18 protein-coding genes and 2 pseudogenes are annotated in these 22765 nt (G+C 67.3%); 13 read left to right on the top strand and 7 right to left on the bottom strand.

Going from position 1 to position 22765, the window contains the following annotated elements:
- Positions 1-23: 23 nt before the first annotated feature.
- On the bottom strand, positions 24-524 hold the full coding sequence (locus LRS53_RS11135; RefSeq protein ID WP_231355915.1) for a GNAT family N-acetyltransferase: 501 nt from the start codon (positions 522-524) through the stop codon (positions 24-26).
- A gap of 165 nt (positions 525-689) precedes the next feature.
- On the opposite strand from LRS53_RS11135, the gene LRS53_RS11130 reads away from it, so the two are divergent.
- A complete protein-coding gene (locus LRS53_RS11130) occupies positions 690-1250 on the top strand; it encodes a carboxymuconolactone decarboxylase family protein (RefSeq protein WP_231355914.1) in 561 nt (186 codons plus the stop codon).
- Positions 1251-1266: 16 nt separating this feature from the next.
- Here the strand turns inward: LRS53_RS11130 and LRS53_RS11125 are convergent, their stop codons facing one another.
- Positions 1267-2436, bottom strand: coding sequence for an MFS transporter (locus LRS53_RS11125; RefSeq protein WP_231355913.1), 1170 nt, complete (start codon positions 2434-2436; stop codon positions 1267-1269).
- A 96-nt stretch (positions 2437-2532) separates the two neighbouring features.
- Between LRS53_RS11125 and LRS53_RS11120 the strand changes: the two genes are divergently transcribed.
- The 5 genes and pseudogenes from LRS53_RS11120 to LRS53_RS23900 all read left to right on the top strand — a co-directional run bounded on the left by LRS53_RS11120 (position 2533) and on the right by LRS53_RS23900 (position 11156).
- Entirely contained in the window at positions 2533-3426 is an 894-nt protein-coding gene (locus tag LRS53_RS11120; RefSeq protein ID WP_231355912.1) for a LysR family transcriptional regulator, read from the top strand.
- Between the two features lie 241 nt (positions 3427-3667).
- Positions 3668-7495 carry an ATP-binding response regulator gene (locus LRS53_RS11115; RefSeq protein WP_231355911.1) on the top strand — a complete coding sequence of 1276 codons (3828 nt, stop codon included), beginning with the start codon at positions 3668-3670 and terminating at the stop codon, positions 7493-7495.
- A 145-nt stretch (positions 7496-7640) separates the two neighbouring features.
- On the top strand, positions 7641-9059 hold the full coding sequence (locus tag LRS53_RS11110; RefSeq protein WP_231355910.1) for a sugar porter family MFS transporter: 1419 nt from the start codon (positions 7641-7643) through the stop codon (positions 9057-9059).
- Between the two features lie 153 nt (positions 9060-9212).
- Positions 9213-10301 (top strand): annotated as a pseudogene (locus LRS53_RS23905) (cache domain-containing protein); the annotation flags it as partial.
- An 87-nt stretch (positions 10302-10388) separates the two neighbouring features.
- Positions 10389-11156, top strand: a complete 768-nt coding sequence (locus LRS53_RS23900; protein ID WP_371099765.1) for a methyl-accepting chemotaxis protein — start codon at positions 10389-10391, stop codon at positions 11154-11156.
- Between the two features lie 172 nt (positions 11157-11328).
- On the opposite strand, the gene LRS53_RS11100 is transcribed toward LRS53_RS23900, so the two are convergent.
- Positions 11329-12765, bottom strand: a complete 1437-nt coding sequence (locus LRS53_RS11100; protein WP_231355908.1) for a dihydrolipoyl dehydrogenase — start codon at positions 12763-12765, stop codon at positions 11329-11331.
- A gap of 232 nt (positions 12766-12997) precedes the next feature.
- Here LRS53_RS11100 and LRS53_RS11095 point away from each other — a divergent pair, with 232 nt between their 5' ends.
- On the top strand, positions 12998-13519 hold the full coding sequence (locus LRS53_RS11095) for a hypothetical protein (protein ID WP_064308453.1): 522 nt from the start codon (positions 12998-13000) through the stop codon (positions 13517-13519).
- Between the two features lie 350 nt (positions 13520-13869).
- A complete protein-coding gene (locus LRS53_RS11090; RefSeq protein ID WP_231355907.1) occupies positions 13870-14922 on the top strand; it encodes an acyltransferase family protein in 1053 nt (350 codons plus the stop codon).
- 19 nt (positions 14923-14941) lie between these two features.
- On the opposite strand, the gene crcB is transcribed toward LRS53_RS11090, so the two are convergent.
- Complete coding sequence (crcB, locus tag LRS53_RS11085; protein ID WP_017638665.1) at positions 14942-15319, bottom strand: fluoride efflux transporter CrcB; 378 nt, start codon at positions 15317-15319, stop codon at positions 14942-14944.
- Positions 15320-15331: 12 nt separating this feature from the next.
- Complete coding sequence (nhaA, locus tag LRS53_RS11080) at positions 15332-16501, bottom strand: Na+/H+ antiporter NhaA (RefSeq protein WP_231355906.1); 1170 nt, start codon at positions 16499-16501, stop codon at positions 15332-15334.
- Positions 16502-16758: 257 nt separating this feature from the next.
- Between nhaA and LRS53_RS11075 the strand changes: the two genes are divergently transcribed.
- The gene (locus LRS53_RS11075) at positions 16759-17928 is read left to right on the top strand and encodes an HPP family protein (protein ID WP_064308456.1); all 1170 of its coding nucleotides are present in this window, start codon (positions 16759-16761) and stop codon (positions 17926-17928) included.
- Between the two features lie 4 nt (positions 17929-17932).
- Here the strand turns inward: LRS53_RS11075 and LRS53_RS11070 are convergent, their stop codons facing one another.
- The gene (locus LRS53_RS11070; protein ID WP_017638662.1) at positions 17933-19558 is read right to left on the bottom strand and encodes a methyl-accepting chemotaxis protein; all 1626 of its coding nucleotides are present in this window, start codon (positions 19556-19558) and stop codon (positions 17933-17935) included.
- A gap of 156 nt (positions 19559-19714) precedes the next feature.
- Between LRS53_RS11070 and LRS53_RS11065 the strand changes: the two genes are divergently transcribed.
- The 4 genes and pseudogenes from LRS53_RS11065 (at position 19715) to LRS53_RS11050 (ending at position 22149) form a co-directional block, all read left to right on the top strand.
- Complete coding sequence (locus LRS53_RS11065) at positions 19715-20146, top strand: DUF4398 domain-containing protein (RefSeq protein ID WP_231355905.1); 432 nt, start codon at positions 19715-19717, stop codon at positions 20144-20146.
- A gap of 30 nt (positions 20147-20176) precedes the next feature.
- Positions 20177-20560, top strand: a pseudogene (locus LRS53_RS11060) (DUF4398 domain-containing protein); the annotation flags it as partial.
- Between the two features lie 105 nt (positions 20561-20665).
- Complete coding sequence (locus LRS53_RS11055; RefSeq protein ID WP_231355904.1) at positions 20666-21673, top strand: zinc-dependent alcohol dehydrogenase family protein; 1008 nt, start codon at positions 20666-20668, stop codon at positions 21671-21673.
- A gap of 83 nt (positions 21674-21756) precedes the next feature.
- A complete protein-coding gene (locus LRS53_RS11050; RefSeq protein WP_017638658.1) occupies positions 21757-22149 on the top strand; it encodes a response regulator in 393 nt (130 codons plus the stop codon).
- On the opposite strand, the gene LRS53_RS11045 is transcribed toward LRS53_RS11050, so the two are convergent.
- Entirely contained in the window at positions 22146-22529 is a 384-nt protein-coding gene (locus LRS53_RS11045) for a response regulator (protein WP_051226123.1), read from the bottom strand. The genes LRS53_RS11050 and LRS53_RS11045 overlap by 4 nt on opposite strands.
- Positions 22530-22765 lie beyond the last annotated feature (236 nt).

The following is a 22765-nucleotide window of genomic DNA, read 5'->3' as shown; positions in this document are numbered from 1 at the left end:
GGGCGAGCGGCCACGCCGATGTCTCAGAGCGGGGTGTCTTCCTGCCGGTAGAGCCGCAGCCCACGCGCCTGGTAGTTGGCCAGGGCGGCCGGGTGATCCAGGGTGCAGGTATGCACCCAGACGCGCTCGGTGCCAGGCCAATCCCAGGCGGAACGCAGGGCATGGCTGAGCAGCGGGCCGCCGAAACCCAGGCCCATGAAGGCACCGGCCAGACCGAAGTAGCGGATCTCGGCGTTGCGACCATCGGGGCGGTACAGCTCGTAGTAACCGGCGATGGCGCCGCGGTGGTAGGCGACCCAGGTACGGTGGCCTTCCTGCTCCACCAGTTCGCGCCATTGGGCGTCGCTCCAGCTGTCGAGATCGCTCCAATCCCACGCCTGGCCGACCAGGGCATAGAGGAAGCGATTGAGCTCGGGTTGCGGCACCTCGCACTCGACGATCTGCAGGTCAGGCCGTGGCGGCTTCTCGCGCAACTCGGTCGCCGCGGTCATCTCCAGGTAGAAGGTGGTGTAGCTCTGCGTCATCGGCTGGCTCCTCTGTAACGTCAAGCCCGATTGTGACCAGAGCCAGAGGGATGCCGCCAGCCTGATTGCGACCTCTGGCACGCGGCCTGAGCGCGATAGCGAGACCTTGCCCTGGAGACCTGAGGTGGTATTGGATGAGTGCCCTACCTGTCGAGGATGACCATCATGCCCCTCTCATCGCGGCTGACGCCCCTGTCCGAACAGAACACGACGGCAGAACAGCAGCGCGTGCTGGCCGAGATCCAGAGCGGTCCACGGGGCAATCTCGATGGGCCCTTCCTGGCCTGGGTCCACAGCCCGGCGCTGGCCGATCATGCCCAGCGGCTGGGGGCCTTCTGCCGCTACGGCACTCGACTGGAATTGCGCCTCACCGAACTGGCGATCCTCACCACCGCGGCCTGGTGGCGCTCCCAGGCCGAATGGCAGATCCATGCCCCCATCGCCCGTCAGGCGGGTCTCCCTGACCAGGTGATAGAGGCACTCCGGCAAGGCCGCGTGCCGGCCTTCGCGACGCCCGAGGAGGCTTGCGTGCATGCCATTGGCGTCGCGCTCTACGACACCCGGCGCATCCCCGATGACCTCTACCAGCAGGGCGTGGCGCTGTTCGGTGAAGCGGGGATGGTCGAGCTGATTGGCGTCTATGGCTACTACAGCCTGGTGGCCATGACCCTCAACGCCTTCGCGGTGGATCGGGGCGGCGACGCGCCCCTGCCCTTCGCCGAATAGCGCCGGCTGCTCGTGGCTACCCGGCCACGGCCGCACCGGTCGCCCGACCGCGCCAGGCCAGAACCAGGGCCATCACCAGACCCAGGGCGGCCATGCCGGCGCCGGCCAGGGAGATGGCTGGATAGCCGAGACCGGCGTCGATCACCGCGCCGCCCAGGGCCGCGCCGAGGGCATTGCCCAGGTTGAAGGCGCCGATGTTGACCGCCGAGGCCAGGTTGGGGGCGTCCTTGGCGGCTTCCATCACGCGCATCTGCAGCGGCGGCACCAGGGCGAAGCTGGCGATGCCCCAGACGAGGATGGCTACGGCAGCCGCCAGCGGCCAGCGCATCAGCACGCTGAAGGCCAGCAGCACCAGGATGAGCACGCCCAGGGAGGCGATCAGGGTGCGATCGATGGAGCGATCCGCCGCCTTGCCACCCCAGAGATTGCCCAGGGTCAGGCCGATGCCGAACAAGACCAGCATGGCGGTGATGAAGGCCGTGGAGCCATGGGTCTCACGGGCGAGGATGGGCGCGATATAGGTGAAGACGGTGAACATGGCGCCCGAGCCGACCACGGTCAGCCCGAGGGCGGCCAGCACCGGCGGACGACCCAGCACGCGGATCTCGGCCAGCACCCCGTCGCTCGGTGGCAGGGCCACGTTGGGCAGGGCGAACCAGAGCGCGGCCATGGTCAGCAGGCCGAGACCGGCGATGCCCCAGAAGGCCTGGCGCCAGCCAAGCAATTCACCGAACCAGGTGGCCAGGGGCACGCCGCCGATGGTGGCCAGGGTCAGGCCCATGAACATGGCGGCGACCGCCCCGGCGCGCCGGTCCGGGGCGACCACGCTGGCCGCCACCAGGGCGCCGACGCCAAAGAAGGCACCATGGTTGAGGGAGGTCACCACCCGGGCGATCAGCAGGCTGGTGTAGTCGGTGGCCAGGGCCGACATCAGGTTGCCCAGGGTAAAGATGGCCATCAGGCCGATCAGCAGATGACGGCGCGGAATGCGGCCGGTGGTCAGGGTCATCAGCGGCGCGCCGATCAGCACGCCCAGGGCATAGGCGCTGATCAGCAGGCCCGCCGCCGGGATGGAGACGCCAAGATCGGCGGCGATGCCGGGCAACATGCCCATGGGCGCGAATTCGGTGACGCCGATGCCGAAGGCGCCGGTGGCCAGGGCCAGCAGGGGTGGATTGATACGCATGGGAAAGGCTCCTTATCTATGCGGTGAATGCTAAGCTCCCGCTTCAAGTGCCGGTAGACGGCGGTTTTGGCATGCACCTTTGCTCTGGGGTCACAAGTGGATCTGACTGGTCGCTCGGGCGAGATGGCGGTGTTCGCCCAGGTGGTCGAGGCTGGCAGCCTCTCGGCAGCGGCCAGAGCCCTGCGCCTGACGCCTTCGGCGGTGAGTCGCTCCATCGCCCGCACCGAACAGCGCCTCGGCACGCGGCTGCTGTTGCGCACCACCCGGGCCATCACCCTCACGGCCGAGGGCGCGGCCTATCTGCGCGCGGCACGGCGCATCCTGGCGGACCTGGCCGAGGTGGAAGACGCCATCGCCGACCAGGGCGTGCCCAGAGGGCGACTGAGGGTCAGCGCCGCCCTCGGTCATGGCCGCATGACCCTGGTGCCGCTGGTGGCGGCCTTCAGCGCGCGCTATCCGGATATCGTCGTGGACCTGGCGCTGGGTGACGAGGTGGTGGACATCCTTGCCGGCCAGGCCGATGTGGCGATCCGCTTCGGTCATCTGGCCGACAGCCCCCTGAGTGCCCGCCCCATCGGCGTCACCGGGCAGGTGGTGGTGGCCTCGCCCGCCTACCTCGCCCGCCACGGCACGCCTCAGGTGCCGGAGGACCTGCTCGACCACAACTGCCTGAGATTCAACTTTCGCCGCGCCCTACCCGACTGGCCCTTCGTCCGCGACGGCCAGGCCTTCGCCCTGAAGATCAGCGGCAACATCGAGTGCAACAGCGGCGAGGCCCTGGCCCTGCTGGCCCGGGAAGGCGCCGGCATCGCCCGCATCGGTGAATTCAGCGTGGCCGACGACCTGCGCAGCGGCGCCCTGGTGCCGCTGCTGGAGGCCTGGAATCCGGGCGATCTGGAGCCGATCCATGCGGTGTTCGTCGGCGGCGCCACCATGCCGGCGCGGGTGCGGGTATTCGTGGATTTCCTGGTGGAGCGGCTGGGCAGTTGACGCGCCCTTCGCCCGGCGGCGTCCCGGTATGGGCCGGCGCTTTGCCGCCCGCGTCATTCGCCAAGCCGGTCCGCTTGTAATAGTCTGAGCAATCAACACGCTTAAATCGGGTCCGCGTCGCGGCGTCATCGCCCACGGCAAGGTCGCTCGCTGCCCGTTGCGGCGGCCCCTCCTGCCGGTCGCTGTCGCTGCCGACGGCGGTACGTCCCAGGCCCTCTTTACTCGCCCCGCAGGAGCTCTCTTGTCCAACCTTCCCTCGCCGCTGGCCTTTCTCGACGTCCCCGGTGAAATGGCCGCGCTGATGCGCCAGAAGGACTGGTCCCAGACGCCCTTCGGCCCCCTGGAGACCTGGTCGACCGCCCTGCGTTCGGCGGTCAGCATCTGCCTCGGCTCGCGCTTCCCCATCGTGCTCTACTGGGGCGAGACCCGCGCCCTGATCTACAACGACGCCTGGAGTCCGGTGCCGGGGCGCAAGCATCCCTGGGCGCTCGGGCGCGCCGGCTGGGAGGTCTGGGCGGAGATCTGGGACATCATCGGACCGATGTTCGATCACGTGATGGCCACCGGCGAGGCGACCTGGTCGGAAGACCAGTTGCTGCCGCTGAACAGATTCGGCTACGTGGAGGAGTGCTACTTCTACTACAGCTACAGCCCGGTGCGCGGCGAGACCGGCGCGGTGGAGGGCATCTTCACCGCGGTGACCGAGACCACCTACCGGGTGCTGACGGAACGGCGCGAGCGATTGCTGCGCAACGTCTCCGAGGCCACCTCGGCGACCCGCGCGGCGGTGGACGCCTGTCGCGAAGGGGTGCGCTGCCTGCATGAGGTGCCGGAGGAAGCGCCCTTCTGCCTGGCCTATCTGCGTGACGCCGCCACCGGCGCCCTGAGGCGCGTGGCCCTGGCCGGGCTGGCCGAGGACGATCCCCTCGCGCCGCTGGAGGTCACGGCGGACAGCGACGCCCTGCCCTGGTCCTTTGCCGCGGCCCGCCAGGCGCCGGCGCTGATCGGCGGGCTGGCCGAACGCCTGGGGGGCCGCCTGATCGGCACGCCCTGGCCGGAGCCGCTGGAAGAGGCCCTGGTGGTGCCCATCCCCGGCCCGCCGGGCGAGGAGCCCCATGGCTATCTGGTCGCGGGCATCAGTCCACGACGGCGGGTGGATGCCGACTACCGGAATCTCTTCGTCCGCGCCGCCGGGCACCTGGGTACCGCCATCGCCAATGCCCAGCGCTACGAGGAAGAACGCCGCCGCGCCGAGCAGCTGGCCGAACTGGACCGCGCCAAGACAGCGTTCTTTTCCAACGCCAGCCATGAATTCCGTACGCCGCTGACACTGATGCTCGGCCCCCTGGAAGACATGCTGGCACGCCCGGATCGCACCGCGGGCGAACCCCGGGTCGGTCGCCAGGAGCTGGAACTCATCCAGCGCAACGGCCAGCGCCTGCTGCGCCTGGTGAATTCGCTGCTGGACTTTTCGCGCATGGAAGCCGGCCGGATGCGCGCGAGCTTCGCGCCCCTGGACCTGGCGCTCTATACCGCGGAACTCGCCAGCAGCTTTCGCTCGGCCATGGCCCGCGCCGGCCTGGCCTTCGGCATCGACTGCGGCCCCCTCGACGAACCGGTCTGGGTGGATCGCGACCTCTGGGAAAAGATCGTCCTGAATCTGGTCTCCAACGCCTTCAAGTACACCCTGGCGGGCGAGGTGCGGGTCAGCCTGCGGCGCCAGGATGGCTGTGCCGTACTGGCGGTCGCCGACAGCGGCGTCGGCATCCCGCAGAGCGAACTGGGCAAGGTGTTCGACCGCTTCCACCGCATCGAAGGCCAGATCGGCCGGACCCACGAGGGCACCGGCATCGGCCTGGCGCTGGTCAAGGACCTCACCGAGCTGCATGGCGGCGAGGTGCGGGTCTCCAGCCAGATCGGCGTGGGCACCACCTTCGAGGTGTGGCTGCCGTTCGGCCACGCCCATCTGCCCGAGGCCAATCGGGTCAGCGCGACCCAGGTGTCCACGGCCACCCGCGCCGACACCTTTGTCGCCGAGGCCCTGCGCTGGCTGCCGGACGAGCCGCTCCCCAGCGCCCCCGTGACGCGCGACGAACAGGTCGGGGGCGGCCAGGGGCGCGGCGAGCGCATCGTCCTGGCCGACGACAACGCCGACATGCGTGGCTATGTCGAACGGTTGCTCAAGGAGTCCGGCTACCAGGTGGAAGCCGTGGCCGACGGCCGCGCCGCGGTCGAGGCGGTGCAGCGGCAACTGCCGGCGCTGGTGCTGTCCGACGTCATGATGCCGGTGCTGGACGGCTTCGGCGTGTTGCGCGCCCTGCGCAGCGACGAGGGCACCGGCCAGGTGCCCATCATCCTGCTGTCGGCACGGGCCGGCGAAGAGGCCTCCATCGAAGGCATCGCCGCGGGCGCCGACGACTATCTGGTCAAACCCTTCAGCGCCCGCGAGCTGATCGCCCGGGTGGAAGGCGCCATGCGCCTGGCACGACTCAGGCGCGAGACCGCCGACGCCCTGCGCCAGGCCAACGAGGTGCTGGAAATCCGCGTCCGCGAACGTACCCGCGAGCGTGACCAGCTCTGGGCCTACAGCCACGACCTCATCGGCATCGCCGACAGCCGTGGCATCTGGGTCAGCATCAACCCGGCCTGGACCCGTACCCTGGGCTGGACGGTGGACGAGATCATCGGCAAGACCTCGGAATGGCTGGAGCATCCCGAGGATCGCCAGCGCACCCGCCAGGAGATCGCCCAGCTGGCGGCCGGCGCCGCCAGCTTCAATTTCGAGAATCGCTTTCGCACTCGCAGCGACAGCTACCGCACCCTGTCCTGGACCGCCGTGCCCGAGGGCGGCCTGCTCTATTGCGTGGCCCGTGACGTCACCGTCGAGCGCGAACGGGCGCTGGAGCTGGAACAGGCGCGGGACGCCCTGCGCCAGAGCCAGAAGATGGAAGCCATCGGCCAGCTCACCGGCGGCATCGCCCACGACTTCAACAACCTGCTCACGGCGATCACCGGCTCGCTGGAATTGCTGCAGCGCCATTTGAACGGCGAGCAGCCCCGCGCCGAGCGCTACATTGGTATCGCAATCGCCTCGGCACAGCGGGCCGCCGCTCTCACCCAGCGCCTGCTCAGCTTCGGTCGGCGCCAGGCGCTGGATCTGCAGCCGGTGGACGTGAATCGGCTGGTCACCGGCATGGAGACCCTGATCCAGCGCACCCTCAACGAGAACATCCGCCTGCAGCTGCAACTCGATGCCGCCACCTGGCCCACCTGCAGCGATGCCAACCAGCTGGAAAACGCCCTGCTCAATCTCTGCATCAATGCCCGGGACGCCATGACCCAGGGCGGTCAACTGATGATCACCACGCGCAACCTGCGCGATCCCCGATTGCTGATGCTGCCCGAGCGCCTGAGCGGCGACTATGTCGAGCTGGCGGTAGAGGATACCGGCAGCGGCATCCCGGCCGCCGTGCTGGAACGGGTCTTCGAGCCCTTCTTCACCACCAAGCCGCAGGGCAAGGGCACGGGGCTGGGCCTGTCGATGGTCTATGGCTTCATCAAGCAGAGCGGTGGCTACATCGACCTCCACAGCGAGGAAGGCCGCGGCACCCGGGTCAGCCTGCTGTTCCCGCGCCATCAGGGCGTCGCCAGCGAAGACGTGCCGGAGGAAGTGGCGCTGCAACCAGGTCGCGGCGAGCGGGTGCTGGTGGTGGAAGACGAACCCGGGGTGCGCCTGCTGATCGTCGAGGTGCTCAAGGACCTGGGCTATACCGCCCTCCAAGCCGAGGATGCGCCCACCGCCCTGGCGCTGCTGGAGCGCGAGCCGCAACTGGACCTGGTGGTCTCCGACGTGGGCCTGCCGGGGCTGAACGGCCGCGAGCTGGTGGAAGAGATCCGTCGCCAGCGCCCCGGCATCGCCGTGCTGCTGGTGACCGGCTACGCCGAAGAGGCCATGGACGTGCAGCGCTTCCTCGGCCAGGGCATGCAGCTGCTGCAGAAGCCCTTCGCCATCGAGGTGCTCAGCGAGCGCATCCAGGGCCTGTTGCAGGACCGTCGCGAGCACCCCTGACCAGGGTTTGCGCCCTGGGCGGGAAATCCTGGGGCTGACGCCTGTCCTATCCAGCCAGGTCGGACCGACCGCCTTCCGTCGCCAGCGGCGCGGGGGCGGTGCGACCTCGCTTACCCCTCAGGTTTTCAGGATACCCGCGTTCCCTATGTCTTCCTTCCGCTCTACCGCTCCCGCCGCCGACCCTGACCAGAAGGCCTCGGCCCGGCGACTGATCTTCATCACCGTGCTGGTCGCCACCATGGGCGCCCTGGCCTTTGGTTACGACACCGGCATCATCGCCGGCGCCCTGCCCTTCATGACCCTGCCCGCCGACCAGGGTGGCCTGGGGCTCAACGCCTACACCGAGGGCCTGGTCACCGCCGCCCTGATCGTCGGCGCGGCCTTCGGCTCCCTGGCGGCGGGCTATCTCGCCGACCGCCATGGCCGGCGCACCACCCTGCGCCTGCTGTCGATCCTCTTCGTCGTCGGTGCCCTGGGTACCGCGGTGGCGCCCTCGGTGGAGCTGATGGTGGTCGCGCGCTTCGTGCTCGGCCTGGCGGTGGGCGGCGGTTCGGCCACGGTGCCGGTGTTCATCGCCGAGATCGCCGGACCCAAACGGCGTGGCCGGCTGGTGAGCCGCAACGAGCTGATGATCGTCAGCGGTCAGCTGCTGGCCTATGTGCTCAGCGCGCTGCTCGCCTGGCTGGTGCACGACAACGGCATCTGGCGCTACATGCTGGCCATCGCCATGGTGCCGGGCATCCTGCTGTTCGCCGGCACCTTCCTGCTGCCCACTTCGCCGCGCTGGCTGGCGGCCAAGGGCCGCATCGAAGAAGCCGAAGCCGTGCTGGAACGCCTGCGCGACACCCCCGAGGAGGTGGCGCGCGAGGTCAAGGAGATGCGCGAGAGCGAGGAGCAGGCCAAACATCGGCCGCCCTTGCGCGAACTGCTCAGCCAGGGCTGGGTGGTCAAGTTGCTCTTGCTGGGCATCGGCCTGGGCTTCGTCGCCCAGTTCACCGGGGTCAACGCCTTCATGTACTACACCCCGATCATCCTCAAGAGCACCGGCATGGGCACCAGCGCGGCCCTCACCGCCACCATCGGCAATGGTGTGGTCTCGGTGATCGCCACCCTGCTGGGCATCTGGGCCATCGGCCGCGCCGGCCGCCGCACCCTGCTGCTGGTCGGCCTGGTGATCGTGGTGCTGGCGCAACTGGCGCTGGGCAGCGTGTTGCTGTGGCTACCGCAGAACCTCACCCAGAGCTACCTGGCGCTGGCCTGCATCCTGGTGTTCCTGCTGTTCATGCAGATGTGCATCGCCCCGGTGTACTGGCTGCTGATGTCCGAGCTGTTTCCCAACCAGGTCCGCGGTCTGCTGACCGGGGTGGCGGTGGCCGTGCAGTGGCTGTGCAACGCCACCGTGGCCTTCAGCTTTCCGGTCGCGCTGGAGTGGATCGGCAACTACACCTTCTATGGCTTCGCCGCGATCAACCTGGGGTCGCTTTTGTTCGTCTATTTCTGCCTGCCGGAGACTCGCGGCAAGTCGCTGGAAGAAATCGAACGCCATCTGAAGAAAGAGTTATAGCGGGTCGTTAGCTGACCGATCGGCGATTTTCCGGCCTGCTGCGGACCAAATGGAATAATTTTTCATTCCGTATCAAGTCGGACTTATCCGAGCCGATGCAGAGGGAAGGCATGTTGCCGTCACTCTTCGCGCAGCGCGCGACCGGGGCATTGGATGAACATCAAACAAAAACTCACGTCGCTTTTCGCGGTAACCGCCTGCCTTCCGGTCGTCCTGGTGGCAGGCGTGGTCATCATGAACGTTCGCAGCCAGGCTACCGGCGACTTCCTCGACGGCAGCGGGCGTGAAATTCGCCAGATCGATCGAAATATCCAGCAGTTCTTTTCCGGCATTCAGCAGAACGTCGACTTCCTGACCAAGGAGCCGAACGTCATCGCTCTGGAAGGCCTGAAGAACTACAGCAGCGCGGATGCCGCGCAGATTCCCCAGACCGAAACCGGCCAGCAGGCGCTGAGCTATTTCACCCGCTTCGCCAAGACCCATCCCACCACCGCCTACCTGTCGGTCGGTCTGGCCGATGGCGGCTACATCAGCTGGCCGGACGACGCCAAGCTGGCCAACTACGATCCGCGCGTGCGCCCCTGGTACCAGACCGCCATGGCCAATCCGGGAAAGGTGGTCCGCACCCCGGCCTACTACTGGGCCCAGGACGATGTGGCCCTGATGGGCATCGTCCGGACCATGGAAGACGCCTCCGGCAAGGTCCGCGGCGTGGTCGGCCTGGACATCTCGCTGAAGCAGCTCACCGACCTGGTCAAGAGCATCACCGTCGGCCAGAGCGGCTACCTGATGCTGGTGGAAGACAATGGCAACGTGCTGGTCGACCCCCATGATCCCAAGCACAACTTCAAGCAGCTCAAGGAGCTGGGCGACGCCTACCAGAGGCTCAGCGGCATCCAGAGCGGCCTGGGCGAGGTCAATCTCAATGGCACCGACTACATGGTCAACGTGTACCCCGCCAAGGACCTCGGCTGGAAATTCATCGGCCTGATCGAGCGTAACGAGGTGATGGGCAAGGCCACCGCCCTGACCTGGCAGATCGCCGGCATCACCGCCGTGCTGGCGCTGCTATTCGCCGTGCTCGGTGCGGCCTTTGCCGGCATGATCGTGCGGCCGATTCGCGGCGTCTCCGCGGGTCTCGAATCCATCGCACAGGGCGAAGGCGATCTGACCAAGAGCCTCAATATCCAGGGCAAGGATGAAACCGCCGCCCTGGCCGGCTGGTTCAACCAGTTCCTCGCCAGCATCCGCCAGTTGGTGCAGCGTATCGGCCAGGCCTCCACCGACCTGCAGCAGGCGTCGCAGACCACCACCCAGGCCGCCGCCAGCATGAACGAGGTGGCCGGGCGCCAGCGCGAAGCCGTGGAAATGGTCTCCACCGCCTTCAACGAGATGGTCGCCACCTCCAATGAAGTGGCGCGTTCCTGCAGCCACGCCGCGGCCTCCGCCGACGCCGGTCACCACCGGGTGCAGGAAGGCTACGGCCAGATCGAGAAGGCCACCGGCAACGTCAATCGCCTCAGCGGCAGCCTGGCCGAGTCGGCCCAGGCCATGGCGGTGCTGGAGCAGGACAGTCACAACATCAACACCATCCTCGACACCATCCGCGGCATCGCCGAACAGACCAACCTGCTGGCGCTCAACGCCGCCATCGAAGCGGCCCGTGCCGGTGAACAAGGTCGTGGCTTCGCGGTGGTGGCCGACGAGGTTCGCGCCCTGGCCAAGCGCACCGCCGATTCCACCGGCGAGATCGACGGCCTGCTCGGCAACCTGGCGCGCAAGACCCAGGAGGTCACCCGCCAGATCGAGACCAGCCTGGAGCTGTCGCAGACCAGCGTGGCCTCCATCAGCGAGGCGCGTGGCAGTTTCGAAGGCATCCGCCAGTCGGTGGACGAGATCCGCGATCAGGCGCTGCAGATCGCCGCGGCAGCCGAGGAGCAGCACCAGGTGGCCGAAGACATCAACCGCCACATCGCCCAGATCCAGGACGACGCCCAGCAGGTGGAAGGCCTGGCCCAATCCACCACCCGCGACTCCTCGCGCCTGTCGCAGCTGTCGGGCGAGCTGGATGGACTGGTGAGGCGCTTCAAGGCCTGATGGCTGGTTGAGAGAGCGAAAGCCCCGCGGGTGATCCCGGCGGGGCTTTTTTATGTGGCCGAATGGGGCAGAACGTACCGTTGGGCTTCGCTGCGCTCAGCGCCAACCTACGGTGCTGCACCCGTAGGTTGGGTTGAGACGGCCCTATCGTCGAAGCCCACCCCCCCTCACCTCAAGCCCCGGACGGCGAACCCTGGTCACGATCGCCGCGCAGGCTGCTGTGGGCCGCCTGGCAGATCTCGCGCAGGCCGCTCTTGAGGCCCTCTTCGAGGGTGGGGTGATAGAAGGGCATGTCGAGCAGCGAACTGGCGGTCTCGCCATGGATCAGCGCCAGCACCAGCAGGTGACCGATATGGTCCATGCCCGGCCCGACCATGGCGGCGCCGGTGAGCTTGCCGGTGCCTGGCTCGGCATAGAAGCGGGCGATGCCCTGATTGCGCGCCTCGACCCGGGCGCGGCCCTGGTCGTGGTAGGAGGAGGTGCCGATCAGGCTGTCCTCATCGGGCGGACTGCCCAATACGGCCACCGGCGGATCGGTGAAGATCAGCGAAAACAGCGGCGATCTCGGTGTGGGCCGTACCTCGGGATAGCAGGCGGCATTGAGCCCGGCGATGGCGCCCTCGTCGGAGGCTTCATGGAGGATCGGCCGGTCATGGTCGGCATCGCCAGCGATGAAGATCGACGAGGACCCGCACTGCAGCGTCTTGGGGTCGTAGACCGGCGTGCCGTGGTCGTCCAGCTCGATGCCGGTGATTTCCAGGCCCAGGCCCTTCAGCCGCGGCGGACGGCCGGCGGCCACCAGCACATAATCGAAGTCGCCCTCGCCGGTCGCGGCACCGGACCAGGACAGCCGCACGCCCGCGCCTTCACGGCGGGCATCCACCTCGACATTCAGGTACAGGGTCAGGTCCTGCGCCAGGATCCGGTGCAGCTCGGCCTTGACCTCGGCGTCCTTGAGCGCGCCCAGGCCGTCGTCCTGGCCGAACAGGGTGACGGCCACCCCGAGCCGGCCCATGGCCTGGGCCAGCTCCAGGCCCACCGGACCGGTGCCGATCACCGCCAGGGAACGTGGCAGATCGGGCAGCTCGAAGAGCGTCTCGTTGGTCAGGGCCCGGTCGCCGAGCGCGTCGAAAGGTTCGGGGACCAGGGGATAGGAGCCGGTGGCGATGATCACGCTACGGGCCTTAACAGTCTTACCATTACTGAGCTGCAGTCGATCCGGCGCCACGAAGCGGGCGGTGGCGTGCTGGGCGACACCCTCGGGTAATTTCTCAAAACCCTGTTTGGTTGCGGCGACGAAATGATCGCGCTCACGTCGTACCCGCGCCATGACGGCTGCGCCATCGACGCCCACGTTGCCCACCTCGATGCCAAAGAGGCCGGCGCGCTGGACGGCGTGATGGGCCTCGCCGGCGACGATCAGCAGCTTGGAAGGCATGCAGCCCACCGAGGCACAGGTGGTACCGGCCCAGTGGTCATCGATCAACAGGGTGCTGGCGCCCTGGCGCCGGGCGGCGCGCTCGGCGGCGAGGCCCGCGGTTCCAGCGCCGATCACGGCGACGTCGCACTGCAGATCGGCGGGGGTCGAAGCGGCTACAGGGTCACTCATCTCATCACCTGAGGTTACGGAGGGTTACCCGACTCGCGCCAGGACTCCAGCTAGTGACCCTAAGCGCAGCGTTGAGGTTGCATCCTCAAGGCGTGACCCACTTCGACAAAAAACCGACGATTCTTGTCAGGACCGTCAAATTCTATGCCACTCGTCACCTTATACTGGCGATCTGGAACCATTGAGGCTTCATATCCTCAATTAGCCAACTTATATGGACGCAGGCATTCACATGGAACGTGACATCAGCAAGATTCCGCTCATCAACGATTGGTCCTACCTGATCGCCCTGGAAACCGGTTTGTTCACCCGTGGTGAACTCAGCGGCACGGTGCTCAAGGCGCTCAACGACCAGGCCCGCCTGCTCTCCCGTCGCTACCTGGTGCAGAAGTCCAAGCTGGACGTACGCAAGCTGTCGCCGGCCGAGACCGAGATCCTCGATACCCTCAGCGACACCGCCGCCAGTCTGAGACGCCGCCAGCGGCTGCCGCACAACATCGTCAAGAGTCTCAGAGCCGGCGGCCTGATCGCCGCCGTCGAGCGCAGCGTTTGCGCCTCGGGCATCCTGCAGTGCCACAACGGCTTCTATGAAGACGGCCTGGAGCCGGGCGCCTTCGAACGGATCGTCATGCGCCACCCACAGGAATTCGGCGACCACGCCCGCCAGAGCGCCGCCCTCTACTTCGCTCAGGAGCCCTTCGCCCTGGAACAACCGCAAGAAGCGCACGACCAGCCGCTGCAGGCCAGCGCCTGATGCACGAGGCGCGCGCAGCGCAAGGGGCGGCCGGGAGGCCCCAGACCCCGTTCGCCTGCGCGCGTCTCGTCGTCCCCGTCGCCTCTCGCGGTACCGCTCTCCCGGAGTCCTGGCGCATGACGCCCGCTTTCGCGCCGCTCAGCCCCCCATAGCCCCTGCCCTCGCCGGCTGGCCGATCTCGCTGATCGCGTCGGCTGTCGCCCTTTCGTTGCCGGTATAGCCGGCAGCGGCCTTTGCCTGCGTCCGTCGCGCTGACGGGCGTTCCCGCCGATGCCGTGTGCGTCGCCGTCCGCCTGGAGTCCGCTCCCGGGCGGCGGCCGCGGCATGGGCCACGGCTGCGAGGAGCAGACATGACCACCGCCCACGTCCCCCAGGGACGCAACAACTTCGATTTCCTGAGATTCGCCGCGGCCTCCACCGTGGTGATCGGCCACGGCTTCTGGCTCTCGGGTCACATCGGCGCCGAGCCGATCCTCAACTTCACCGGTTTCACCGACGCGGCCAACATCGCCGTCTATGTGTTCTTCGTGATCAGCGGCTTCCTGATCACGGCGTCCTTCCAGCGCAGCCGCAATCCGCTGGATTTTCTCGCCAAGCGCGCCCTGCGGATCTTTCCAGCCTTGATCGTTTCGGTGCTCTTCTCGGTGCTGGTGGTGGGCTGGCTCGCCACCAGTCGCGAAACGAGCGCCTACTTCAGCGATCGCCAGACCCTGGGCTTCTTCAAGAACATCCTCTTGATGACGCGCTTCGAACTGCCCGGCGTCTTCACCGGCAATCCCTTTCCCGACACGGTGAACGGCAGCTACTGGACCCTGCCCTACGAGGTCTTCATGTACCTGTCGCTGCTGATCATCGGGGTGCTGGGGCTGCTGACCCGCTCGGTGGTCATGGCCACCCTGGTGGTGCTGGTGGTGGGCAACTTCCTGCTGCTGCCGCAGATGGGCATCGCCAGCTTCGTGCTGCACAAGGTGTTCAGTCTGGGCATGTTCTTTTTCGCCGGTGCCCTGCTGCAACTGGCCGGGCCGCGCATCCCCTGGCGACTGGACCTGGCCCTGGCGCTCTGTCTGCTATCGCTGGCAGCCATCGTCTGGCACGTGCTGCCGGTGATCCACCTGGTGTCGCTGGCCTATGTGATCATCTACCTGGCCCAGGTACAGGTACCGGTGCTGCACGGCTTCGGCCGTTTCGGCGACTACTCCTACGGCCTCTACCTGTTCAACTTCCCGGTCCAGCAGCTGCTCATGCACTGGTTTCCCGACAGCTTCTCGCTGCCCGGTTTCCTGGTGGTGAGCTACGTCCTGACCCTGGGCCTTGCGGTGCTGTCCTGGCACCTAATCGAGGCGCCGGCACTGAGACTCAAGCCGCGGCGCCAGGCCCCCACCGCCCCGGTGGCTCCCGCCTGACGGGCAACGGCCGGTCGACTCAGCCGAGGCGACCGGCCAGGGCGAACCCGGCCAGGGTCAGCAGCAACGATCCCAGCACATGGGCGGTGATGGTGAGCGCCGCCCAGCCCAGGCGACCGCTCTGCAGCAGCGTCACCACCTCGGCGGAAAAGGTCGAGAAGGTGGTGAAGCCGCCGCAGAAGCCGGTCACCAGAAGCAGTTTCCATTGCACGTCCAGCCCCGGATAGCGAGCGAACAGCCCCAGCGCCAGACCGATAACGAAGCCGCCGACCAGGTTCACCAGCAGGGTGCCCATGGGCAACAGCGGGAACAGTGCATTCAAACGCAGACCGACCCACCAGCGGCAGGCGCTTCCCAGGGCACCGCCGAACATCACCGCGAACAGCGCATAGGGCATCTCGAACTCCTCTCAACGACGACGGGCGGCGACCAGCAGCACGGCGATGCCGGCCAGGGCTGACAGCAGCGAGCCCAGCAGCACCCCGATCTTGACCTCGTCGACCAGGAAGGGCGCACCCGGAAAGGCCAGGGCACCAATGAACAGGCTCATGGTAAAGCCAATCCCGCAAAGCAGGGCCACGCCGTAGAGCTGCAGCCAGCTGGCGCCCTCCGGCAGCCGCGCCAGGCCACTGCGGATGGCCAGCAGCGCCATCAGCGAGATTCCCACCTGCTTGCCGAGAAACAGCCCCAAGGCGACGCCCAGCGGCACCGGGTCCAGCAGATCGCCAAGGGAAATGCCGGCCAGGGAGACCCCGGCATTGGCGAAACCGAAGACGGGCACGATGAGGAAGGCCACCCAGGGGTGCAGCACGGATTCCAGCCGGAGCAGCGGCGAGGCGTCGTCGGCCGCGCTATCGCCCAGGGGAATGAACAACGCCAGGATCACCCCGGCCAGGGTCGCGTGGATGCCCGAGCGCAGCATGCAGAACCACAGCAGCGCCCCGACCAGCAGATAGGGCAGCAAGGCGGTGACCTTGAGGCGGTTGAGCACGAACAGCACCGCCACCAGCCCTGCCGCGGCCAGCAGCATGCTGGCGGAGAGATCGCTGGTATAGAACAGGGCGATGATCAGCACCGCGCCGAGGTCGTCGAGGATGGCCAGCGCCGAAAGGAAGACCTTGAGCGACACCGGCACCCGCGACCCCAGTAGCGACAGAACGCCGAGGGCGAAGGCGATGTCGGTGGCGGCGGGAATCGCCCAACCCGAGAGGGTCTGGGGATCGTGGCGATTGACCAGGGCATAGAGCAGCGCCGGCACCAGCATGCCGCCCAGGGCCGCGAGGCCCGGCAGGGCGCGATCGCCCCAGCTGGCGAGTTGGCCGACCGCCATCTCGCGCTTGATCTCCAGGCCCACCAGCAGAAAGAAGAGGGCCATCAGGCCGTCGTTGATCCAGTGACCGACGGAGAGCCCGCCGACGTACCAATGCAGGCTGGCGAAGTAGCCCTCGGCCAACGGCGAGTTGGCGACGATGAGGGCGATGGCCGCGGCGACCATCAATACGATGCCGCCGGCGGCCTCGGCGGCGCAGAAGCGCTGAACGAAGGCCAGGGCCTTGGTGGGGGATAGCAGGGATGACATGGGCAGCAGGACTCCTGCGCGGCGGCCCGACCTGCGCTCGATTCAACCTGTCCTACCGCGCGACTGCGGCGACACCCAGCCGATAATCCTACTACGGCGGACGGCCCCTCGCAGTAGAAAATCCACCTGGGGCGGCAGACGCTCTGGAGCGCTGCCTGACCCCTGGAAGAGGCGGCACAGGGACCGGTTCGGTCTTGCCAGGGCGGCGTACAGGGAGGACCATCAGCGCCCTCGTTCTGCCTAGCAGCTGCTTTCCCATGTCCCAGGAACCCCTTACGCCGTCCCCCTCGCCTTCCCTTTCCGCGCGCCTGGCCCAGGGTCTGCGCGCCTTCTGGCCCGCGCCGCTACCCATCGACGGGCGCGAGCGACTGCGCGCCAGCCTGGGCGCCGGCCTCGGCATCCTGCTCGCGGCGCTGCTGGCGGCCTGGTGGCTGGAAGGCCAGCCGGTGCATCAGCACGGCGCCCTGGCACTGGCCCTGGTGGCGCCGCTGGGCGCCAGCGCCGTGCTGGTGTTCGCCCTGCCCTCCAGTCCCCTGGCGCAGCCCTGGTCGGTGGTGGGTGGCAATACCCTGGCGGCGCTGATCGGCATCGCCTGCGCGCGGTGGATTCCCGAAGCCAATCTGGCCGCTGCCGTGGCGGTCGCCCTGGCCATCGCCGCCATGTTCACCCTGCGCTGCCTGCACCCTCCGGGCGGCGCCTCGGCGCTGCTGATGGTGCTCATCGGCGCCCAGGATTTCAGCTACGCCTGGAGTCCGGTGGCGCTGGACTCGCTGCTGCTGGTGAGCGCCGGTCTGCTCTACAACAACCTGACCCGGCGCCCCTGGCCCCATGTGCCACGCCCGGCCGAGCCGAGCAGCGAAACGCGCCTGCAGCGCGCCGACCTGGACGCCGTGCTGGCGCGCTACAACCAGGTGCTGGACATCAGCCGCGACGACCTCGCCGAATTGCTCGAACAGGTGGAGGCGCGCGCCTACCAGCGCAAGATGGGCGAATTGCGCTGCGCCGACGTCATGAGCCAGCAACCGGTGACGGCCCGTGCCGAGATGCCGCTGCAGGAAGCCTGGGCGCTGATGCGCGCCCGGCGCATCAAGGCGCTGCCGGTGGTGGATCGCCAGGGCTATCTGCTGGGCATCGTCACCGTCGCCGATTTCATGCGGCAGATCGACCTGGACGTGCACGAGGGCCTCGGCTGGCGCCTGCGCTCCCTGGTCCGGCCGAAGGCGCGCCAGGACGAACACAGCGTCGGCCGCATCATGACCCGTACCGTGCGGGTGGCCAGCGCCGACCGCTTGCTGATCGATCTGGTACCGGTGTTTTCCGAGAACGGCCACCGCCACATCCCCATCATCGACGGCTCGCGCCGCCTGGTGGGCATCATCACCCAGTCGGATCTGATCCGGGCGCTGTACCAGGCGGTGCGCGTCTAGCGGTTCAGACCTGGAAGCGGTTCACCAGCCCCTGCAGATCCACCGCCAGCCGGGACAATTCCTGGCTGGCGGCACTGGTCTGGCGCGCACCGTCGGCGGACTGGGTGGAGAGATCGCGGATGTTGACCAGATTGCGATCCACTTCGCGGGCCACCTGGGCCTGCTCTTCGGCCGCGCTGGCGATCACCAGGTTGCGCTCGTACATCTCGCCGATGCGGCTGTTGATCTCGTCCAGCGCCACCCCGGCGGTTTCCGCCAGGGCCCGCGTGGCCTGGGCGCGCTGACTGCTGCTGTGCATGGAGCCCAGGGCCTGGCTGGCGCCGCTGCGCATGCCCGAGACCATCTGCTCGATCTCCAGGGTGGACTGCTGGGTACGGCTGGCCAGAGCGCGCACCTCGTCGGCCACCACGGCGAAACCACGTCCGGCCTCACCGGCCCGCGCCGCCTCGATGGCGGCATTGAGCGCCAGCAGGTTGGTCTGCTCGGCGATGGCGCGAATGACGTCGAGCACCTTGCCGATGTCCTGGGACTGCTCGGCCAGGCGCTGGACCACCGTCCCGGTAGCCGCGACCTCGTCGGACAGCGCCTCAATGGCGCCCAGGGTTTCCGCGACGCGGGTCTGGCCCTGCTGCGCGGCTTGGCTGGAGGCCCGCGAGGCCTCGGAGGTGGAGACGGCGTTGCGCGCCACCTCGTCCACCGCGGTGCTCATCTCGGTGACGGCGGTAGCGGCCTGTTCGATCTCCTGGTTCTGCTGCTGCAGGCCCTGGCCCGCGGCCTCGGTGACCGCATTGAGCTCTTCGGCGGCGGTGGCCAACTGGGTGGAGGAGCCGGCGATGCGCGAGAGGGTCTCGCGCAACTGCCCCTGCATCTGCTGCAAGGCGCGCTGCAATTCGCTCACCTCGTCGCGCCCCTGCACCGCCAGGGTTTGGGTCAGGTCGCCCTGGGCGACACGGCGGGCGGCCAGCAGCGCCTCGCGCAGCGGTCCGACGATGCTGCGGGTCAGCAGCCAGGCCATGAGCACCGTGGCCAGGGCGGCCAGGACGATCACCGCGATGACGATCAGCCGTGAGGCCTCATAGCGGTCCGCCGAGACCTTGCCATCGCGTTCGATACCCTCGGCATAGAGGTCGCCCAACTCGCCCAGCTGCTTGCCGGTGCCGTCCACCACCGGTTTCATGTCCACCAGGGTCAGTTTGTTGAGCGCGACGGTATCGCCCCGCCGCGCCAGGGCGAAGGACTCGGTCATGCCCTGCTGATAGGTGGCGAAATCGCGCTTGAACAGGTCCCAGCGCTGGTGCTCCTCGGGGGTGTCGACAAAGACCTCATAGGCCTTGATGCCCTCCATGAGCACCTTGTTGCGCGCCTCGTACTGGCTGACATAGGTGTCGATGTTGCGTGGTTCCGGGTCCAGCGCCAGCCGCAAGGAGATGGTGCGGATGCGCAGCATGTTCTCGCGGATGGCGTCCACCGCGCGAATGCTCGGCACCCAGTCACGCTCCGTCACCACCTGGCGTTCGCGGATACCCGCCATCTGCGCCAGGGAAAACAGGCCGAGAAAAGCCACCATCAGGGCGATCAGGCCGAAGCCTAGCGCCGCGCGGGGCGCGATGTTGCAATTGCGTAACAGCATGGAATCTCCGTGGCCGCTGGCCCTTTTGTTGTCTGACAACGTATATCGACCAGGACACCCTGTCCTTTAGCGCAGCGGTTGCAGCGAACCTCGCCGCGTTTTCGCCGTCTCACAGGCACTGTCGCCCATTCCGGGCGACCTGCCAGGAATGTTCGGATGAAAACCGGTCCCTCTCGCGCCTCCCCGTTCTCCGCGCCTCGTGCGCTGCTCGCCAGCCTGGTCCTGGGTGGCGGTCTGCTGCTCGCGGGCTGCGCCGGCAATCCGCCGACCGCGCAGATGGCCGTGACCCAATCGGCCGTCAACGAAGCCGTGAGTGGCGGCGGCAACCAGTTCGCCCCGATCGAGACCAAGTCGGCCCAGGACAAGTGGACCCAGGCCCAGACGGCCCTGTCCAACGAAAAATACGACGAAGCCAAGCAACTGGCCGAGCAGGCCGAGTGGGATGCCCGTCTGGCAACCCGCAAGACCCAGGCCGCCAAGGCCGCGGCGGCGCTGCAGGATGCCCAAAACAGCATCCAGCAGATCCGTGAGGAAGGTCAGATCAACCTGCAGCTGCAACAGAATCTACAGAAAAAGGTGCAGCAGTAAGGCTGCCCGCTCTCTTGAAGGACGAAACCCATGCGTAAACGTTTTCTGCTTCCGGTACTGTCGGCCCTGACCCTCACCCTGGCCGCCTGCGCCACCCCGCCCAACCCCAATCTGGAAAAGGCGCGCAACGACTACGCCGCCCTCGAATCCCAGCCCCAGGCCACCCAGCTGGCGGCGCTGGAAACCAAGGATGCCGGCACCTGGCTGGCCAAGACCGACAAGGCCTACAAGGACGGTGAGAACGAGCGCACCGTCGACCAGCTGGCCTACCTGACCCAGCAACGCATCCAGACCGCCATGCAGACCATCAAGCTGCGCATGGCCGAGGCCGAGCTGAAGAAGGTCGATGCCCAGCGCGGCGAAACCCGCCTGAACACCCGCACCGAGCAGCTGCAGCAACTGCAGAAGGCGATCAAGTAAGGCCATGGGCGCAGGACTCCTTCGGGAATCCTGCGCCCGGCACCGTGGTCCTCTACAGACCCGCGAGCGTCCTGCTCGCCATAGTCCGGAGGATCTTTCATGCACGCCATACGCCTACGCAAACCCGGTGGTCTGGATCAGCTGGAACACTGTGAACTGCCCGATCCCGGTCAGCCCGGAGCCGGCGAGATCCGTGTGCGGATCAAGGCCAGCTCGCTGAATTTCCATGATCTGGGCGTGGTGCTCGGCAAGATGCCGACCGCCGATGGGCGCATTCCCATGTCCGATGGCGCCGGGGTAGTCGAGGCCGTGGGCGCAGGCGTCAGCGAATTCGCCGTGGGCGATCAGGTGGTCTCGACCTTCTTTCCCCAGTGGCTGGACGGCGAGCCGACAATCGACGATTTCTCCACCACGCCCGGCGATGGCATCGACGGCTTCGCCTGCGAGGTAGTGGTGCGCCCGGCCACGGCCTTTACCCGCGCGCCCAAGGGCTACAGCCATGCCGAGGCGGCGACCCTGACCACCGCCGGGCTCACCGCCTGGCGTGCCCTGGTGGTGGACGGCAATCTCAAGGCCGGTGACAGCGTGCTGGTCATGGGCACCGGCGGGGTGTCCATCTTCGCCCTGCAGCTGGCCAAGGCCATGGGCGCCACGGTGATCGCCACCTCTTCGTCGGACGAGAAGCTGCAGCGTGCCTATGCCCTAGGCGCCGACCACCTGATCAATTACCGCGACGAGCCGGAATGGGGCGCCAAGGTGCAGGCCATCACCGGGGGGCGCGGCGTCGACATCGTGGTGGAAGTGGGCGGCCCGGCGACGCTGGCGCAATCCATCCAGGCCGCGCGTATCCATGGTCATCTGGCGCTGATCGGCGTGCTCACCGGCGTCGAGGGCCAGGTCCCCACCGCCAATCTGATGCGTCGGCACCAACGACTGCAGGGGTTGATCGTCGGCAGTCGCCGCCATCAGCAGGAGATGATCCAGACGCTGGAGAGCAACGGGATCAAGCCGGTCATCGATCGCAGCTATCCCCTGGCCGAGATCGCCGAGGCCTTCGCCTTCCAGAAGGACGGCAGCCATTTCGGCAAGATCGTCTTGGAGATCTGACAATGGTCAGAAGAAAGCCAGACTGAGACCGACAGGGCTCTGCTAGACTTCCGGAATTGCCTCATCGCGTTCCGGATGTCCCGATGACTTCGTCTACCGCTCTGCCCTATGCCGTCGTCATCGAAGACAACAGTCTGCTCGCCGAGCTGCTGGGCAATCATCTCGAAGAACAATTGCAGTGGGCCTGTACCCGCTTCGACAATGCCGACGATGCCCTAGTGCATCTGCTGCAATGCCAGGAGGCGCCGGCCCTGGTCGTTACCGATCACCTGATGCCCGGCCAGTTGCGCGGCGGCGAGCTGGCGCAGATGCTGCTGCAGCGCTGGCCCGAGTTGCCCATGGTGATCACTTCCGGCTACGGCTACGAAATCACCACCACGTTGCCTCCTCAGGTGATCTTCCTGCAGAAGCCCTGGACGCTAGATGAGGTGGATTCGGCGGTACGCCTGGCGCGAGCGCGTCAGGCAGGCGACTAGACGCCCAGCTGACCGCAGGCCTTCAGCAACTGGTCGATGGTCCAGGGCTTGGGCAGGAACAGCGCCCGGTCTTCGCGTTCGGCATACTGCTGGCCGGTGTATCCAGAGGACACCAGGATCGGCAGCTGCGGAAACCGTTGGCGGACCTGTTTGGCCAGGGCGAGGCCATCCAACCGACCGGGCATGCGCACATCGGTGAACAGCAGATCGGGCGGCAATGGATCGGCTTCGAACCAGCACCAGGCGGCATCGGCGGTGTCGAACGACTGGACGGCGTAGCCTTCCATTTCGAACACCTCCGTCGCCAGCGAGCGCAGTACGGGATCGTCCTCGACGACCAGCACAGTGGTAACGGCTGCGGAAGAAACTACATCGGTCATGGCAACGCTACTTCATTAGTACGACTAAATAGACCGAAATTACTCGAATTGGATCACAACCCTCGGATGGACGGCTGGCCGGTTGGTACTGGCACTTGTCTGATGCCGTAGCGGCTACTTAATTCCCTGTCTGTCGGAAAAAGGTGCCGGCAGATCGCTGGCCGTCGCCCGACTCTCTTACTCTAAGGCTCTCGCTGGACGTCACCGCCGTCTGCTTTCGCTGCCCACCTGTTCGA

This window comes from Pseudomonas sp. PLB05, from assembly GCF_021106615.1.
Taxonomy (GTDB): Bacteria; Pseudomonadota; Gammaproteobacteria; order Pseudomonadales; family Pseudomonadaceae; genus Chryseomonas; species Chryseomonas benzopyrenica.
Note: the sequence above shows the minus strand (reverse complement) of the source record. Positions and strands in the feature narration are given on the sequence as shown.

Excerpts from the sequence above, each read along its gene's own strand:
- LRS53_RS11135 (WP_231355915.1), bottom strand. The coding sequence starts at position 524 with ATGACGCAGAGCTACACCACCTTCTACCTGGAGATGACCGCGGCGACC.
- LRS53_RS11130 (WP_231355914.1), top strand. The coding sequence starts at position 690 with ATGCCCCTCTCATCGCGGCTGACGCCCCTGTCCGAACAGAACACGACG.
- LRS53_RS11125 (WP_231355913.1), bottom strand. The coding sequence starts at position 2,436 with ATGCGTATCAATCCACCCCTGCTGGCCCTGGCCACCGGCGCCTTCGGC.
- LRS53_RS11110 (WP_231355910.1), top strand. The coding sequence starts at position 7,641 with ATGTCTTCCTTCCGCTCTACCGCTCCCGCCGCCGACCCTGACCAGAAG.
- LRS53_RS23900 (WP_371099765.1), top strand. The coding sequence starts at position 10,389 with ATGAACGAGGTGGCCGGGCGCCAGCGCGAAGCCGTGGAAATGGTCTCC.
- LRS53_RS11100 (WP_231355908.1), bottom strand. The coding sequence starts at position 12,765 with ATGAGTGACCCTGTAGCCGCTTCGACCCCCGCCGATCTGCAGTGCGAC.
- LRS53_RS11095 (WP_064308453.1), top strand. The coding sequence starts at position 12,998 with ATGGAACGTGACATCAGCAAGATTCCGCTCATCAACGATTGGTCCTAC.
- LRS53_RS11090 (WP_231355907.1), top strand. The coding sequence starts at position 13,870 with ATGACCACCGCCCACGTCCCCCAGGGACGCAACAACTTCGATTTCCTG.
- crcB (WP_017638665.1), bottom strand. The coding sequence starts at position 15,319 with ATGCCCTATGCGCTGTTCGCGGTGATGTTCGGCGGTGCCCTGGGAAGC.
- nhaA (WP_231355906.1), bottom strand. The coding sequence starts at position 16,501 with ATGTCATCCCTGCTATCCCCCACCAAGGCCCTGGCCTTCGTTCAGCGC.
- LRS53_RS11075 (WP_064308456.1), top strand. The coding sequence starts at position 16,759 with ATGTCCCAGGAACCCCTTACGCCGTCCCCCTCGCCTTCCCTTTCCGCG.
- LRS53_RS11070 (WP_017638662.1), bottom strand. The coding sequence starts at position 19,558 with ATGCTGTTACGCAATTGCAACATCGCGCCCCGCGCGGCGCTAGGCTTC.
- LRS53_RS11065 (WP_231355905.1), top strand. The coding sequence starts at position 19,715 with ATGAAAACCGGTCCCTCTCGCGCCTCCCCGTTCTCCGCGCCTCGTGCG.
- LRS53_RS11055 (WP_231355904.1), top strand. The coding sequence starts at position 20,666 with ATGCACGCCATACGCCTACGCAAACCCGGTGGTCTGGATCAGCTGGAA.
- LRS53_RS11050 (WP_017638658.1), top strand. The coding sequence starts at position 21,757 with ATGACTTCGTCTACCGCTCTGCCCTATGCCGTCGTCATCGAAGACAAC.
- LRS53_RS11045 (WP_051226123.1), bottom strand. The coding sequence starts at position 22,529 with ATGACCGATGTAGTTTCTTCCGCAGCCGTTACCACTGTGCTGGTCGTC.